The organism is Thalassospira sp. GB04J01 (genome assembly GCF_000751115.1).
Classification (GTDB): Bacteria; Pseudomonadota; Alphaproteobacteria; order Rhodospirillales; family Thalassospiraceae; genus Thalassospira; species Thalassospira lucentensis.
Genome location: NZ_CCDX020000012.1, coordinates 229,327 through 246,487, shown reverse-complemented (window position 1 = coordinate 246,487; position 17,161 = coordinate 229,327). Strand labels below are relative to the sequence as shown.

Here is a 17,161-nt window from a genome sequence, read left to right as displayed (position 1 = left end):
ATGGCACAGATTAGAATTGAAAACGTGCGCAAGGAATTCGGGCCGTTTACCGCTGTTCAGTCGTCAAGTTTCACCATTGAAGATGGCGAGTTCTTTATGCTGTTGGGGCCGTCGGGTTGTGGCAAAACCACGACCCTTCGGATGATGGCCGGGCTTGACCTGCCGACCAGTGGACAGATCTATATTGACGGTGAGGAAGTTGGTCAGAAGCCAGCCAGTCAGCGCGATATTGCGTTTGTTTTTCAGATGTTTGCGCTTTATCCGCACATGAATGTCCGTGGCAACATCAGCTACCCGCTGAAAAGTCAGGGGATGAAATCATCTGCGGTGAAAAAGCAGGTCGAAGAGGTCGCTGAAATCCTTGGCATTACCGATATCCTTGATCGGCCTGTTGGCGGATTGTCGGGTGGTGATCGTCAGCGTGTTGCCCTTGGTCGCGCAATTGTACGGGATCCGAAGGCGTTCTTTATGGATGAACCGCTTGGCGCTCTTGATGCCGAATTTCGCGAACATATGTCCGAAGAACTGCGTGCCTTACATGACAGAATGGGGGCGACCACTGTTTACGTCACCCATGACCAACTCGAAGCCATGCAGATGGGCGACAAGATTGTTGTGATGAACCATGGTGTGGTCGAACAGTTTGGTGTTCCGCAAGATATCTATGATTGGCCTGCGACCAAGTTTGTTGCCCAATTCATCGGATCTCCTCCGATGAATTTCCTTGATTTTAACGGGATGATTGGCACAGGCGGAACTGAGGTGCGGCTAAACGATGTGGTCATGCCGGTCCCCAAAAGTATCGAAGGTGCCAATGGCAAGCTGACCTTTGGTATCCGTCCCGAGCATGTGACGCTTGATGACAGTGCCGCCTATCGTGGGCGGGTCATCGCGACGGAATATCTTGGCACGACCCAGATCGTTACCTTTGATACGGCCAATGGCCTTCTTAAGGCCAGAGTTGCAAGTCACGAAGTGATCAATACCGGACAGGCAATTGGACTTCGGTTTGATCCCCGTACGATCACGTTGTTTGATGCCACACACGGCGGCGCATTGCGTTCAGAGGCAAATGAAGGGGTGCTAAACCATGGCTGAGGTAACTTTGGCAGGTATTGTCAAAAACTTTGGGTCGGACGTCGCACTTGACGATGTCACGATGACGATCCCTGATGGTTCCTTCGTAGTGCTTTTGGGACCCACAGGGGCTGGTAAAACCACAACTTTGCGGATGGTTTCAGGTCTTGATAAGCCTGATCGTGGCCAGATTTGTATTGATGGGCGTGACATGGCCGGTTTAACCCCGGCCCAGCGAAACGTCGCGATGGTTTTTCAGCAATACTCGCTGTATCCACATATGACTGTGCGCCAGAATCTGGAATTTCCATTGAAATCTCCGATCCTGAAAACACCAAAAGATGTGATCGATCAAAAGGTTGGAGAAATCGCAGAGATCTTGCAGATTTCTCATAAACTCGACAACAAGGCGACCGAGCTTTCGGGCGGGGAAATGCAGCGCGTTTCCATCGGGCGCGCATTGGTGCGCAGACCGTCAGTCTATTTGATGGATGAGCCGCTAAGCTCGCTCGATGCCAAGTTGCGAGCAGACCTTCGGGTCGAGTTGAAATCCATTCAGGCGGACTCGGGAGCAACGCTTCTGTACGTCACGCATGATCAGATCGAGGCTATGACCATGGCAACCCATGTCGGGGTTTTGGACAAGGGACGTCTGGTTCAGTTTGGCTCGCCACGTGAAATTTATGAAGATCCGGTCAGCATCTATGCGGCCAGTCGTTTGGGGCTGCCGCGGATCAATGTGTTGCCGGCGGACGTTTTTGCGGGCGCACCTGCGGGGGCCAACCAAATTGGGCTGCGTCCCGAACAAATCATGCAGGGCGAGGGTGAGGATAGTTTCGTGCAAAGGGTTGAGCATTTGGGCGATCAGACGCGCCTGCATCTGAACTTCAAGTCGCATGACATCATCACTGTTACCGATGCACATACCGAGCTTAGAACGGGCGACATCGTAAAGATCCGCCCCAATAAACCATTCTACTTTGGCGCCGATGGCGCTCGGGTGGCCTGACGGAGAAGACCATGGCTCAATTCATAAACAACAAAGACGCAACCGTTACCGAGGCCATCGACGGCGTAATCAAAGCTTCTGGTGGCAAGCTGGCAAGGATTGACGGCTATCCGCACATTCGTGTCGTGGTTCGCAACGATTGGGATAAATCCAAAGTGGCGCTTGTTTCCGGCGGTGGATCGGGACACGAACCGGCACATGCCGGGTTTGTCGGGGCGGGGATGTTGACCGCAGCCGTGTGCGGCGATGTCTTTGCATCACCATCGGTTGACGCGGTTCTTGCCGGGATTCTGTCAGTGACCGGGCCGGCAGGATGCTTGCTGATTGTCAAAAACTATACGGGTGACCGGTTGAATTTCGGACTGGCCGCCGAACGTGCGCGTGCGTTTGGACTTAAGGTCAGCATTGTTATTGTCGATGATGACATTGCGCTGCCCGACCTGCCGCAGCCGCGCGGTCTTGCGGGTACGCTTTTTGTTCATAAAATCGCGGGGGCGATGGCCGAAAGCGGTGCATCGCTTGAGGATATCACGGCGACGGCCGAACGGGTGATTGACGGCACAAAGTCGATTGGCATGTCGCTTGACACCTGTACGGTGCCAGGATCACCAAAGGAAAACCGCATTGGTGCGGGTAAGGCCGAGTTGGGGCTTGGTATCCATGGTGAAGCAGGTGCGCAGCAGATCGATTATCACAACGCAGAACAGGCGATGGCGGCGGTGACGGCCAAGCTTGCCGCAGTGATGGAAAACAAACCGCATGTGGTGTTGCTCAACAATCTTGGTGGAACATCTGTGCTTGAGATGGCGATCCTGACAAACGATTTGATCAAATCATCTATCGCCAAGAACCTGAAGATGATTGTTGGACCTGCAGCGATGATGACATCCCTCGACATGCGCGGGTTCTCGGTCTCGGTCTATCCGCTGAGTGCGGAGGACCATGCATGGCTATCGGCCCCATGTGCGCCATCGGCTTGGCCGGGGTGTACACCAATCAAGCCGGTCAGCATCATCGAACTTCCTGATGGATTGACACCGATCCAGCCGATCCCGTCCGAGCATGCACAAACGGCGGCCTTTCTGACCAAATGCTGCCAAATCCTGATTGATGCCGAAGTTGACCTAAATGGGCTTGATGCCAAGTCAGGCGATGGTGATACAGGGTCTACACTGGCCGGGGCTGCGCGTGCTTTGATCGGCGCACTGGACCGTCTTCCGCTGGCCGACCACACCCAGCTTTTGCGTGCGATCGGGCAGGAACTTAGCCAGACGATGGGTGGGTCTTCCGGTGTTCTTCTCGCCATTTTCTTTACAGCGGCAGGCGACGCGGCATCCAGCGGCCGGGCCATGGTTGCTGCCCTTAAGGACGGACTTGAACGCATGCAGCAGATCGGCGGTGCGCAATTGGGGGATCGGACCATGGTCGATGCCTTGAAACCGGCTCTCGACGCGCTTGAGGCAAATGGCATGGCCGATGCTGCCAGTGCTGCGCGCAAAGGGGCAGTGCATACCTCAACCATCGTTAAGGCCAAGGCAGGACGTGCATCCTATATCAATGCGGAACAGCTCGAAGGGCATATCGATCCGGGTGCTGAAGCCGTCGCCCGGTTGTTCGAACAGCTGAGTAAATAATGCAATGAGAAGGTACGTATTTTCCCGGCGATGACTTGGTCAGGTTGAGCTTTTCGTTCATGGGCTTGCCTGTTTTGACATGCATCGGAAGCTTCAGAACAGTATGTTATTGCTTTGGCGAAAACAAAACCGGCGTCCTTCTCAGAACGCCGGTTTTGTTTGTTCTATATATGATCGCCTTGGTTAGTAAACCTCGCGGTAGATCGCCTCGATATCTTTGGTGGTCATGTCGCGTGGGTTGCTTTCGATCAGGCGGTATATCTTGGTAAAGACTTCTTCGGCCATTTCAGGCAGTGATTCTTCGGTTACACCAAGATCACGCAGCCGGGTTTCAAGACCGCTTGCCGGGACCATTTCTTCAATCTGGCGGACAAACGCCTCGGCGGCTTCATCATCGGATGCGAAATCGGTATCCGCGATCAGGCAAGGGGCGAGTTCCGCATAAAGCGTGCGTGCTGCTGGCAAGTTAAACCGCAGAATCTGCGCCATCACCAACGCATTGGCATGGCCATGCGGGATGTGGAACCGCGCGCCAAGCGGATAAGCCAACCCATGAATGGCGGCGATCGACGCATTGGCAAATGCCATTCCGGCAATCAGGGACCCTTGTAGCATGGCAGACCGCGCATCCTTATCGCCCGGATTTTCAATCACCTTCATCAGGTTCTTGCCCAGCAGCGACAGGGCGGTGACCGCCATGCCATCGGCAATCGGGTTTTTGCGCGTGCGGCTGGTATAACCTTCAATCGCATGCACCATCGCATCAAGCCCGGTGGCCGCTGTGACCTTTTGCGGCAAACCATAGGTCAGTTCCGCATCAAGCAATGCGATGTCGGGCATCAATTGCGGGGTATAGACAACCTGTTTTAGGTGATCCGGATCGGTAATTACCGACACCCATGTTACTTCCGATCCGGTCCCGGCTGTGGTCGGGATTTGGATCAGCGGCAGGCGATCACCCGTCGCTTTGTCGATGCCATAAATTTCTTCGATGGTTTGGTCGCTATTGGCCAAAAGTGCCACCAGCTTGGCACTGTCAAGCGAGCTTCCGCCGCCAAGACCAATAACCCCGTCCACTTTCCAGTCCTTTGCCCCGTCAATTGCCTGTTGGACGATATGCTGGGGTGGATCGGCGGCAACATCGGAAAAGACCTGCACGGCGATGCCAACCGATTCCAGTGATTTTTGCGCCTGATCGGCAAAACCAAGGGTGACAATGCCCGGATCGCAAATGATGGTGACACGGGTGGCACCAAGTTCCTTCATCAGCGAGCCGGCTTTGGCAATGCCACCGGCCTCGCAAACGATGCGCGGGACACTTCGAAACATGAAACTCATGGTGGGGCTCCTTGATCGCAGATCAGTTGGCTTTTCCGGCAAGACCGCCGAGGCACATGTATTTGATTTCAACAAAGTCATCGACGCCGTATTTCGACCCTTCGCGGCCAATACCGGATTCTTTGACGCCGCCAAACGGGGCGGATTCTGTTGAAATGATCCCTTCATTGATGCCGACAATGCCGTATTCCAACGCTTCGCCAACACGCCAGATCCGGCCAATGTCACGGGCATAGAAATAGGCCGCCAGACCGAACGGCGTATCGTTTGCCATGCGGATGGCCTCATCCTCGCTGCTGAACTTAAACAGCGGCGCGACCGGGCCGAAGATTTCCTCGGAAAACATGCGCATGTCATCGGTCACCCCGGTCAAGATCGTAGGGGTGAAAAAGTTGCTGTCAGGCTGATGGCGCGCACCACCAAGAATGGCTGTCGCCCCCTTGGAAATCGCATCGGCGACCAGTGTTTCGACCTTCTCAATCGCCTTGGTATTGATGAGGGGGCCTTGGGTTACACCGTCTTCCATGCCATTGCCAACACGTAGTTTCGCAACTGCATCGGCAAGTTTTTCGGCAAAGGCATCATAGACACCCTCTTGCACCAGAATGCGGTTGGCACAGACACAGGTTTGTCCGGCATTGCGGTATTTTGACGCAATCGCACCGGCAACGGCCTCGTCAAGATCGGCATCGTCAAACACGATGAACGGTGCATTGCCGCCCAGTTCCAGGCTGACTTTCTTTACCGTATCGGAACATTGGCGCATCAGAAGTTTGCCGACCTGTGTGGAGCCGGTGAACGACAATTTGCGTACGATTGGATTAGATGTGAGTTCATTGCCGATCTCCGCCCCATGCGATGCGGTAACGACATTGATCACCCCGTCGGGGAACCCGGCACGTTTCGCCAGTTCGGCCAATGCCAATGCCGTAAGCGGGGTATCTTCCGCCGGTTTGATCACAACCGTGCAGCCCGCTGCCAGTGCCGGGGCACATTTGCGTGTGATCATCGCCATCGGAAAGTTCCACGGCGTGATGGCGGCAACAACGCCAATTGGCTGTTTGATGGTGATGATGCGTTTGTCAGCCCCGTGCGACGGAATGACATCGCCGTAAATGCGTTTGCCTTCTTCGGCAAACCATTCAATGAAGGAGGCACCATAGGCAACTTCGCCTGCTGCCTCGGCAAGCGGTTTGCCCTGTTCGCGGGTCATCAAAAGGGCAAGGTCATCCTTGGCAGCTATGCACAGGTCAAACCATTTGCGCAAAACAGCTGCGCGGTCCTTGGCGGTGCGTGCACGCCATGCCGGAAGCGCATCATTAGCAGACTCAATCGCCTGACGGGTTTCAGACGTCCCCATATCGGGCACATTGGCAAGGTGCTCACCAGTGGCGGGATCAAGAACGGCAAAGGTGTTACCGCTGGTTGCATCTGTCCATGCACCGTTGATGTGGCCCTTGGTCTGCCAAAGGCCGGGATCATTTAACATAAGCATTTTGGGGCTCCGTCGTTAAAGCACGCTGGCGTAAATTGTGCGCGCCGCGTCAAAGGTCATCTCACGCGGATTGTTGATCAAAAGGCGTTCGACCTTCATCGCATCGGTGGCCAACATATCCAGATCACTTTCGCTCACGCCAACTTCGCGCAATGTTTTGGCAAAGGGCATGCGGTTGACCATGTCGGTCATGAACGCAATGAACCGATCACAGGCCGCGTTATCATCGGCAAACCGTTCGCCCGGCAAAACCGCACGGGCAAGTTCGCCATACTGGCGGCATGCAGCGTCACGGTTAAACTTCAGGACCTCGACCAGGACCAAGGCATTGCTATGTCCGTGCGGGACATGAAAATGCCCGCCCAGCGGATAGGCAAGTGCATGAACCGCTGCCACAGGCGCATTGGCAAAGGCCATTCCAGCCATCATTGATCCTTGCAGCATAGCTTCGCGCGCGGCCCGGCTTGGCTTTTTCGAAACTGCATCGTCAATCGTGCTGGTCATCAGTTGCAAACCACGAATGGCCAGACCATCAGACAAGGCATTTTTCTTGTGCTTGGTGGTATAGGCCTCAATGGCATGTACCATGGCATCAATGCCGGTCATGGCGGTGATGGATGCCGGAAGTCCCATCGTCAGTTTGGCATCAAGAAGGGCGATATCAGGATACAGAAGGTTCGATACAACCCCCTTCTTTTCCTGTGTTGGGGTGGTGACAATCGAAATCGGGGTGACTTCCGATCCGGTCCCCGCCGTGGTCGGAACCTGAATAAGCGGCAGGCGCGGCCCTTGGGCAAGACCGATACCGTAAATGTCAGAAAGCTTTTGATCCTGACCGCACAAAAGGGCCACCAATTTAGCGGTATCCATCGAGGACCCGCCGCCAAGCCCGATGATGATATCGGCCTTGAAATCAGCCGCCCCTTTGACCGCCTCAAGAATGGTGCTTTCGGGTGGATCGGCTTCAACCCGCGTCCAAAGCAGCGTTTCGATCCCGGCCTGCTTAAGCGCATCAAACGGGGCGTCAATCAGCCCGACCTTTTGCAGGCCCGGATCAGTAATCAGAACCGCGCGTTTTGCACCAAGCTCGTTGCACAAAGCACCAAGCTTAAGCGCACCATCAAATTCGCAAATGACACGCGGCGTTGTTTCAAACGTAAAGTCAGACATGGAAAACCTCGTCTTGTTTGGGGCGCTTATGCGGGCTGCATGTCGGCGGGGTGAACGGTGCCGCGTTCAATGCGATAGCTGCCCGTCACCAGATCGGAAGAATGGCTGTCATCTGATTCAGAAATCAGAACACAAAGGCCACTGCGGCCCAGATTGGCGATGACTTCCGATAGACGCCGCGACAAAACGGGTGCGACACCTTCGAACGGTTCATCAAGCAACAACAATTTGCGACCCGGCATCAACGCCCGGCCAAGCGACACCAGCTTTTGCTGCCCACCAGATAATTGCAAAGCCCGGCGTTGCCGGAACTGGGCAATTTCCGGCAGCAGGTCATAAACCCACTCAAGCCGTTCCGTTGCATCGGTAATGCCGTTTGTCCATGCGGGCATCAGGATGTTTTCCTCAACCGTAAGCGACGGGATCAAACGCCGGTCTTCGGGCATGTAACTGATGCCGTTTTTGGCCCGCGCGTGATCCGCCATTTTGCGAAGGTCCTTGCCGTCAAAGCTGACGTCGCCGCCGTCAACTTCAAGCAACCCCATAATGGCGCGCATCAATGTGGTTTTACCCGCACCGTTGTGACCAATAAGACCAAACATCTGTCCCGATGGCACCGACAACGAAACATCGCGCAAAATCGGAATATTGCCGATGGAAACATTCAGGTTTTTGATTTCCAGGGTCATGATGCGCCATTCCCTTTTTTATGAGTTGGACGATGACCGGTCACAAGGTCGCGGACCCGGTTATCGGCAAGGACTGCTGCGGGTTTGCCGTCGGCGATGATTTCGCCGCTGTAAAATGCCAGCACGCGCGAGACATAGCGTTCGACAACGTCCATATCGTGTTCAACAAACAAAACCGTTACACCATGTTGGCGCACCGCATTCATCACCGTATCCATCAGGCCGGTTTTTTCATCCATGCTGACGCCACTGGTCGGCTCATCAAGCAGCAACATCTGCGGATTACCAATCAGCGCCATGGCGATATCAACCAGTTTCCGTGCCCCTTGCGGAACGGCAGTGACCTTTGAATTTTGGTAATTCTCAATGCCGAATTCTGCGAGAATTTCCTCGGCCCGCGCGATGCGGGCGTCACTTCGAAGCGGACTTAGGAAACTGGGCCGCGGGCTTTCTGCTGCGGCAAGTGCGACAATCAGATTGTCAATCACCGACATATCGGGAAACAGTTGTGCCACCTGAAATGATCGGGCCATGCCCGCACGGGTAATGGCACGCGGTGAATGTCCAAGGATCGACTTGCCATTGAACAGGATTTCGCCACGTGTCGGTTTCAGGTAGCCGGTGACCATATTGATGAACGTGGTTTTACCCGCCCCGTTCGATCCGATAACACCGACAACTTCGCCCTTGGCGACCTGCACGTTCAAATCCTTGGCCGCGATCACGGCCCCGAACTCTTTGTTCAGGGAACGGGTTTCAAGAATGGTGGTCATGTGCGTTCTCCTGACTTTTCACGTGAGACCAGGCTCCAAAGACCTTTGGGCAGGAACACGATGACGCCAAGCAGGGTGAAACCAAGGATCATCTGCCAGGTGTTGGGGACAAATTCGATTGAGTATGTCCGAACGACCGAGAAAACGATGGCGGCAATAAAGGGTGCCGCGACATGACCAAGACCGCCCAGAAGGGCAATGAAAATGAACTCGCCCGATGTAGTCCAATAGGCCATTTCCGGATCAACGTGACCGGTGGCAAGGGCGGTTAAGCCACCACCAAGTGCCGAGACAGAGGCCGCAGCAACATAGTTGCCATACAAAAGCCAACGCGGTGACAGGCCAAGATATTCCACCCGGACTTCGTTTTCGCGCACCGCCTCGCAGATCACACCGATACCCGCCTTGGTATAACGGTGGATCAGAACGGCGATCAGCAAACCGGCAAGAATGGTCATGGTAAACACGGTTTGCTGGCTATCGGCACCGGTTTCCGGCGCCCAGCCAAATACAGTCCAGTTATGAACGTTAAAGCCATCCGTACTGCCAAGGCCCTGACTTTTGACCAGAATGCCAAACAGGATCATGGAAAATGCCAGTGACAGCATCGCAAAGAAAATATCGCGATAGCGCGTTAAAAGCAGACCAAGGATCATGGCGACAACAATGGCAACCGCCATACCCAGCGCAAGGGCGGCAATCGCATCATGAATGCCAAAGAACTGCCCGCCCATGCCAACGGTATAGCCACCGATGCAGTAAAAAAGGCCCTGCCCAAATGATACCAGGCCCGACCGCATCTGCATGACCACACCTTGCACAACAAGCGCCTTGGCAAGGGCAATGGTCAAAAGAAAGATCAGCCAGCCGGGGGATACAAAACCAAACAGGACACAGGCGCTTGCGACCAGCGCAAGCGAGATTTCAGTTTTATCAAATCGCATGTCAGATTTTCCTCGCCATGGTGCGGCCAAACAGGCCTTCGGGGCGGAACGCCAAAACCAGCGACATGACGCCGTAAATGACGAAAAGTTCGAACTCTGGCGCATAATGGACGGCCGCGGCACGGCTCAGCCCAACCAAAAGTGCGCCAACGGCTGCGCCGCCAATGCTGCCAAGGCCGCCGATGACGACCACGGCAAAGGCCAGCACGATGACTTCGATCCCGATGCCCGGCACAACCGAAATGGCAGGTGCGGTCAACGCACCGGCAAGTGCGCCAAGCGTGGTGCCCAGAACAAAGGTGATGGTAAACATCAGGCGAACATTAACACCCATGGCAACCGCGATTTCGCGGTCATGGATCACTGCACGCAGGACCTTGCCCTGATTGGTGCGTTCCAGCCACGCCCAAAGGCCAAGACCAAGAACGGCCGATACGCCGACCAGTGCCAGATCGTAATTTGACACCTTAAGCAACCCGAACGCCGTTCGCCCAAGTTCTGTATAGGGTTGATAGGCAAAATACGGGCTAACCCCCCAGACGATTTTCATCGTGTCTTCAAGGATCAGCAAAAGCGCATAGGTAATGATCACCATCAGGATTTCGTCGCGGCCATACATCAGGCGCAGCAATCCACGTTCGACAATCACACCAACAATCAGGCCGGCAACCAGTGCGGCACCAACCAGCAACAGATAGCTGATCCATGCCGGGCCAATGCCATTGTTGAAATACCAGCCAACCAATGACGCCGCAGAATAGGCGCCAATGGCGTAAAAACTGCCATGCGCCATATTCAGAATGCGCATCACGCCGTAAATAACGGTCAGGCCAGCGGCAACAAGAAACAGCCACGATGCATAGATCGAACCATCAATCAGGACGGCAAGAAGACTTGTCATCACAAATATCCAATGTGCAGGAAAAGGGGCGGACATCCCGCAATGGGGATGTCCGCAGTCACAGGGAGAATGCGCTTAGTTACACTGAGCGCCCGGGAAACCCTCGGCAATCCACTCAGCAGCAGAAACGCCTTCTGGCGGTGTGACACACTCGCCAGAGAACGAGACTTTATTCACGATGGATGCCTTGTCGCCTTCGTAATGGTATTCGCCGTAGGTGATGCCCTGCATGGCCTGATGACCATTGGCACGCGCCATTTCAACGGTTCCCGAAACTGACTCAAAGGTTGCGCCCTTGATGCCGGATGCAAGCTGTTCAGCGGTCGGGATTTCCTTGTCGGTAACACCGGAATTTTCAGCAGCAAACTTCAGGCCAAGGATCGCCTGCGCCATTTTGGTTGCCGGATAGACCGGATCAAGATCATAGGCTGCGGTGTACGCACCCTTGAACCAGGTGTTCAGCGCGTTGTCCGGTGCAAATGCACCAAACGGGCCACGTGCGCCAATGATCATGCCATTCGGTGCCTGATCCTTATAGGTGGCAAAGCTTGCTTCACCACAGGTCAGAAGGCCGGTCGCATCTTCAAGAAGGCCACGGGCATTTGCCTGCAAGACAAGTGCTTCCATGTCACCACCCCAGAAGGAGGAGTGAACGATTTCCGGGCGTTTAACCGACAGGGCAGAAATTTCAGCACCATACTGGCCCTGATAGATTTTCGGGAACTGTTCTTCGACGATTTCTGACTCAGGAAGAAGTTTCGCAGCCGCTGCGGTAAAGTCGGCCCAGCTGTCCTGACCCCAGGAATAGTTCTGCTGGATGCCCGAAAGACGGGTGACGTCCGGACGGGTCGCGACCAGATAACGCGCGGCACCGATGTTGTCGACCGATGCGTCAAGGCCGGTACGGAACATGTACTGGGCATCTGCATTGTCAGCAAACAGGCGCGGTGTGCCGCAATCATATGCGATGGTGAAGGTTTTAAGTTCTTCAGCAACCGGTGCGATGGCAAGGCAATCACCTGATGAAACATACCCGATAACCGCATCGACTTTCTGACGCTGTACAAGGTTACGGTATTCTTCAACCTGCTTGGTGGCACCACCGGCTTCGTCAATGATCACGGCTTCAATTTCGACGCCATTGATGCCCATTTTGTCGTAAGGGGCCGGTAGTTCGCCTTTGTTGAGTGCTTCAACAAGAACCTTGGCAGCATTGGCAGACGGAACACCAAACGGGCCCGCTGCGGCACCTGACAGGAATGTCACGATACCAACGCGGAATTTGCCGTTTTCGGCTGCGGATGCGCCCGTTGCCATACCGGCAGTCAGGGCGAGGGCTGCGACGCCCGAAACCAGATATTTGCTGAAAGTTGCTTTATTATTCTTCACGTTTTCCTCCCTAGGAAAGCTCTATGGTGTTGGCGGTGGTACTGCCTCCGACCCGCCCGCCACCGCGTCGCGGCGGCGTTTGACCATCTCTTTTGACGGCTTGAGGTCTTCGGCGTCGTAGATCGCCCAATTCCCCACCATCAGTTTTGATGGCGGAAAATCTTCGTTATGGACGACCGTGCCCACGGCTTGCGCCTGGACAATCTGGTGGGTATCTGGATCGATGTAGGATGCGAAACCGGGGGGATCTTCCGGAAGGGCCAGTTGCAACCCTTCAAGCGCTTTGATCAGCGCCGCGTCATCATTGGCACCACCGGCTTTTTCAATCGCGCGTGCAATCGCGATGATCCCGGTATAGGCGCCTTCGGCGGCATAGGTCGGAAAACGCCCGGTCATTTCATGGAACTGGGTGACAAACCGCTTGTTGCGTCCGGTATCGGGCCAGTTGTTATGATGGCGCGCCGACAGGATCAGCCCCGGATACGGTTGATCGCCAAGGGCGGTCATCACATCGTAATTCGCCCCGGTATCAAAATTGGCCAGCCGCGTGGTTTCAAAGAACCGCGTGGTGGCGGCCTGCTTGATAAAGGCAATGAAATCTCCGCCCCAAAGTGCGGTCACAACGATGTCGGGTTTGGCCGACTGAAGCGCGTTTATATAGATTGAATAATCCGGCTCATACAGCTTTGGCCAAAGTGACCCGACGGTTTCATACGCCACACCAAGATCGGAAAGGGCGAGTTGAAGGTCGGTCCATGACACATGACCGTAATCATAATCCGGGCCGATAAACGCCAGTTTGCGCCAACCGGTTTGTTTTTGCAGATCGCGCAGGTATCGCGCACCGGCGGCCATCGACGTCCAGCTGTCATTGGTCACACGGAAATAATATTTATGCCCGGCCTCGATGCTGAGCCGCGAAGACGCATGATCGGTGCCGACCATGATGATCTTTTCGCGCTGGGCAAGGTCGCTGACCGCATGCGCAACACCTGACGAGACAATGCCACAAAAGAACTGTGCCTTGTCATTGGCAATGAAATCCTGCGCCAGTCGTACCGCATAGGATGCCTTGGACCGTGGATCATCGGCAATGACGCGCAGTTTTGGTGCGGGTAACCCGGCTTTGGCTTCTTGGGCAAGGTCATCAAGGGCAATCTTGATCCCGGCGATGCTGTCACGACCATAGGTCGCGGATCGTCCGGTCATTGGGTACAAACAGCCGACAACCGCGTCCGCTTCTGCGGATGTGGCGCCAAGCTCAAAACGTTCTGCCTGTGCGGGTGTCCCCGTCAACAAGACCAACGTTGCGACAATTATGGTGATGCACCCGGAAACCGGGTGTTTGAGCATCTCCATGACGTATCCTCCCTACGAATGGTTGTTCCATTCGTGTTTGTACCTTTGTTGGGCTATTGCGCAAAGGCTGTGCCAGTTTGGAGGAATGCGCCGCGAAGCCTTTCAGGGCGCGGTTTTGAACGTTTCTGGGTGTTTGGGTGGCTGGGTTTGATCGCGTGCTTGAGCGGCTTTCGCTCCAAAAGGAAAACCCTTATGAGCGGTTATCGCTCATAAGGGTTCAATTCGGTCAGTGGCAAAAAGGATTATTGCAGGCCAAGTCGCTGTAAACGGCGTTTTAAGGCATGGCGCGAAATGCCAAGAATTTCTGCGGCCCGGCCTTTGTGCCCGTCCGCCTGTTCAAGGGCGTCCTGTACAATGTGGCGTTCGGTGACATCAAGGCGGTCCTGTAATTGCGGATGGGCGGTATTTGATAAGCGGTTTGCGCCATCGGAATAATGCGGATCATCGGTTTGATGAAACTCACCGGGCAGCACATCTGCACTGATGGTTTTGCCCGGGTACAGGATCGTCAGACGCTCAATCAGGTTTTTAAGCTCACGCACATTGCCGCGCCACGGGTGGGTGCGCAACATACCTTGCGTTTCGCTGTCAAACTCGATCGGGCGGCATCCTTCGGCCTGTGCCTGTCGATCTGCGAAATGGCTGACAAGGCTCAGGATATCTTCGCCGCGTGCACGAAGGGCGGGAATATCAATGGTAATGACGTTCAATCGATAAAACAGGTCTTCGCGAAACTGACCAAGCCGGACCTGTTCGGCAAGATCGCGGTTGGTTGCGGCAATCACCCGCACGTCCGCCGATGCAGACCGTTCTGCCCCGACCGGGCGATAATCGCCGTTTTCAAGGAAATGCAAAAACTTGGCCTGAAGGGCGAGGGGCAATTCGCCAATTTCATCGAGAAACAACGTGCCACTGTCGGCCAATCGCACCAGCCCCGTGCGTTTTTGATGTGCACCGGTATAGGACCCTTTTTCCGCCCCGAACAATTCCGATTCAATCAGTTGTTCGGGTAATGCGGCACAATTGACCTCGACAAAGGCGCGGTCTTGGCGCGGGCTTTGGCTATGGATGGCGCGTGCGACCAATGCCTTGCCCGTGCCGGATTCACCAAGGAGTAAAATACGACTGGCGCTGCTTTGTGCGACCCGATCAATGGTGGTGCGAAGGGCGCTCATGGCGGCACAATCACCGATTAACCCGTTGGCGGGGACCGCATCACGACGTCGGTGATAATCAAGTTCCAGCGCGACCTGACTTTGATCAAGCGTGGTTTTGATGGTGTGGATCAACTCATCCAGCTCAAACGGTTTGCTAAGATAATCCGCAGCCCCGTTTTTAACCGCCTGAACGGCGGCGCGCGTATCGCCATGGGCCGAAATCATAATGACCGGGATGCTGATATCCAATTTCTGGATGCTGGCAAGCACCTCCATGCCATCCGCACCCGGAAGACGCAGATCAAGCAGGACGATATCAAATTGCTGTTTGCGCACCGCCAAAAAGGCGTCTTCGCCGGAATGTACTCCGGTGACGTCCATGCCTTCTGTACGAAGCGCAAAGCTTAATGACCGGACGAAAGACTCCTCATCGTCGACGATCAGTATTCTGATCTGCCTGGACATTTTTTGTTATTTCCTCCTGACCAATCCCCGGGCCACTGGCCGGGAACGTCAATATTATCGTCGTGCCCTCTTGCGGGGCGCTTTCGATGTTGATCGTACCGTGATTGGCATCAACCAATTGCTGGCTGATTGTCAGTCCCAATCCGGTACCTTTGCTTTTCATGGTAAAAAACGGCTGGGTGACGTCAAGTAAATGCTCACGCGCGATGCCGCACCCATCATCGGTAACCCGAATTTCAACCGTGTCGCCGTGATCCTCGGCCCGCAAACTCACCGTTCCCCCCGCATTACAGGCCTGCACAGCATTAATGCCAAGGTTGAGCAAGATTTGTAAGATTTGCTCAGGATCGACATAAACGTTAAGCCGCGAATCCCCGCTGGTAAAGAACCGGACGTGTGCCTCATCGGCAACCGGTTCAAGCAGGATCGACGTTTGCCGGAATAACTCGCGGATCGCAGTGGCCTGTGGTGCGGCTTCGCCCGGACGGCCATAGGATAACAAATCATTGACCACACGGGATAACCGGTCGATTTGACTGCCCATATCATCCAAAAGCGTGATGCGTTCTTCATCTTGTTCGCGCCGGCTCAGCGCCTGAACCGTAGTTTTCATCGTGGCCAGCGGATTGCGAACCTCATGCGCAACCCCGGTGGCAAACTGCCCGAGAACCGCAAGCTTTTCGGCCCGCACCGTGCGGTCAATCAAGTCCTTTAACTGCCAGGCCATGGTATTGAACGCCTTGGCAACTGTACTGATTTCATCGCGCCGTCGGCCTTCGGGCAGGCGGTAATAAAGGTCGCCCGATGCGATGCTATTGGCTCCCTGCACCAATGTATCCACCCGGCGGCGCAGGCTGCGCGACAGGGCGAAGAAAATCGCCAAAATCACCGCAATAATCAGAATGGCGGTGGCATAAAGCCACAGTCGGGTTTCATCAATTGGCTGTAAAATGGTGCCCGGATGAACACTCATGACGATGTTCCAGCCCGGAAGGATGCTGGGCCCCTCGACCAGTTCGCCGGTGACCTCGGCCGGGCGCCCTGTCGGGTCAAGTACTACGCCACCCGGCGTGCGCAGTAGTGGCTCAATCACCCCGGAAACCCCGGCACTTGCCAGCAATTCGGTCAAGGATGACAAACGCATATGAAGGGCCACCGATACGTTTTGACCAAGTCCGGAATCGCGGATTTGCTGACGCATCAACAGCCAGCCGGAATTACCATTTTCGGGCAATTTCGGACCAATAAACTCGACACCCTCAAGGGTAACCCGCGGAAGGCCGCTGATGTCCCAATCGGTTTTCGACCAATAGGGTGGACCGGATGCGGCCTGCCCGGCGACAAGACGATCAAGATTGTCCTGCCGGTCAAAAAACAGCACGCCATACAAGTCGGGGGAGTCTGCCTCAACCCGCAACAGGGTCAGCGCCTCGTCCGCTTGCGGGGTGTTTGGCGCGTCAATAAACGCTGGTAGGGCCGGGTGGTTGGAAAGCGTGACCAACTGATAAATGCGTGCATCGAGAAATGCCGAAAGCTTATTCGATGTCGCAGCAACCTGCGCACTTAACCGTTCCCCGGTCAGCCGGTCAATCAGTTCATTGGAAAAGCGTTGATACAAAAAGCTCAACGCAATCAGCGCGCACACAACAACCCCCACCGATAACAACGTATATCGGGCGACAAGGCTCAGACGTTGATTGCGCGACCAATGAAAGGCGGACACGGGCATTCCCTGCGAACAGAATGATGGTTGCTTTTATT

Annotated in this window: 14 protein-coding genes; 3 read left to right on the top strand and 11 right to left on the bottom strand. The window is 55.0% G+C overall.

The window, feature by feature from the left end:
- The 3 genes from AMM48_RS12415 to AMM48_RS12405 are packed head-to-tail and all read left to right on the top strand — an operon-like array spanning position 1 to position 3,720.
- Positions 1-1,098, top strand: a complete 1,098-nt coding sequence (locus tag AMM48_RS12415; protein WP_102784294.1) for an ABC transporter ATP-binding protein — start codon at positions 1-3, stop codon at positions 1,096-1,098.
- Positions 1,091-2,086, top strand: coding sequence for an ABC transporter ATP-binding protein (locus tag AMM48_RS12410; protein WP_102784293.1), 996 nt, complete (start codon positions 1,091-1,093; stop codon positions 2,084-2,086). Before AMM48_RS12415 ends, AMM48_RS12410 begins: the two co-directional genes overlap by 8 nt.
- Before the next feature lie 11 nt (positions 2,087-2,097).
- The gene (locus AMM48_RS12405) at positions 2,098-3,720 is read left to right on the top strand and encodes a dihydroxyacetone kinase subunit DhaK (RefSeq protein ID WP_101302912.1); all 1,623 of its coding nucleotides are present in this window, start codon (positions 2,098-2,100) and stop codon (positions 3,718-3,720) included.
- Positions 3,721-3,903: 183 nt separating this feature from the next.
- Here the strand turns inward: AMM48_RS12405 and AMM48_RS12400 are convergent, their stop codons facing one another.
- From AMM48_RS12400 to AMM48_RS12350, 11 genes are all read right to left on the bottom strand, one after another.
- Complete coding sequence (locus tag AMM48_RS12400; RefSeq protein WP_102784292.1) at positions 3,904-5,058, bottom strand: iron-containing alcohol dehydrogenase; 1,155 nt, start codon at positions 5,056-5,058, stop codon at positions 3,904-3,906.
- A 22-nt stretch (positions 5,059-5,080) separates the two neighbouring features.
- Complete coding sequence (locus AMM48_RS12395; RefSeq protein ID WP_102784291.1) at positions 5,081-6,553, bottom strand: NAD-dependent succinate-semialdehyde dehydrogenase; 1,473 nt, start codon at positions 6,551-6,553, stop codon at positions 5,081-5,083.
- 15 nt (positions 6,554-6,568) lie between these two features.
- Entirely contained in the window at positions 6,569-7,723 is a 1,155-nt protein-coding gene (locus AMM48_RS12390; RefSeq protein ID WP_102784290.1) for an iron-containing alcohol dehydrogenase, read from the bottom strand.
- 26 nt (positions 7,724-7,749) lie between these two features.
- Positions 7,750-8,412, bottom strand: a complete 663-nt coding sequence (locus AMM48_RS12385; RefSeq protein ID WP_102784289.1) for an ATP-binding cassette domain-containing protein — start codon at positions 8,410-8,412, stop codon at positions 7,750-7,752.
- The gene (locus tag AMM48_RS12380) at positions 8,409-9,185 is read right to left on the bottom strand and encodes an ABC transporter ATP-binding protein (protein ID WP_022731517.1); all 777 of its coding nucleotides are present in this window, start codon (positions 9,183-9,185) and stop codon (positions 8,409-8,411) included. Before AMM48_RS12380 ends, AMM48_RS12385 begins: the two co-directional genes overlap by 4 nt.
- A complete protein-coding gene (locus tag AMM48_RS12375; protein ID WP_102784288.1) occupies positions 9,182-10,129 on the bottom strand; it encodes a branched-chain amino acid ABC transporter permease in 948 nt (315 codons plus the stop codon). Before AMM48_RS12375 ends, AMM48_RS12380 begins: the two co-directional genes overlap by 4 nt.
- 1 nt (position 10,130) lies before the next feature.
- Positions 10,131-11,030 carry a branched-chain amino acid ABC transporter permease gene (locus tag AMM48_RS12370; protein ID WP_022731515.1) on the bottom strand — a complete coding sequence of 300 codons (900 nt, stop codon included), beginning with the start codon at positions 11,028-11,030 and terminating at the stop codon, positions 10,131-10,133.
- A 75-nt stretch (positions 11,031-11,105) separates the two neighbouring features.
- Positions 11,106-12,419 carry an ABC transporter substrate-binding protein gene (locus AMM48_RS12365; protein ID WP_102784287.1) on the bottom strand — a complete coding sequence of 438 codons (1,314 nt, stop codon included), beginning with the start codon at positions 12,417-12,419 and terminating at the stop codon, positions 11,106-11,108.
- 21 nt (positions 12,420-12,440) lie between these two features.
- Complete coding sequence (locus AMM48_RS12360; protein WP_102784286.1) at positions 12,441-13,778, bottom strand: ABC transporter substrate-binding protein; 1,338 nt, start codon at positions 13,776-13,778, stop codon at positions 12,441-12,443.
- A gap of 242 nt (positions 13,779-14,020) precedes the next feature.
- Entirely contained in the window at positions 14,021-15,400 is a 1,380-nt protein-coding gene (locus AMM48_RS12355; protein WP_102784285.1) for a sigma-54 dependent transcriptional regulator, read from the bottom strand.
- Positions 15,363-17,129 carry a HAMP domain-containing sensor histidine kinase gene (locus AMM48_RS12350; protein ID WP_244271218.1) on the bottom strand — a complete coding sequence of 589 codons (1,767 nt, stop codon included), beginning with the start codon at positions 17,127-17,129 and terminating at the stop codon, positions 15,363-15,365. Before AMM48_RS12350 ends, AMM48_RS12355 begins: the two co-directional genes overlap by 38 nt.
- Positions 17,130-17,161 lie beyond the last annotated feature (32 nt).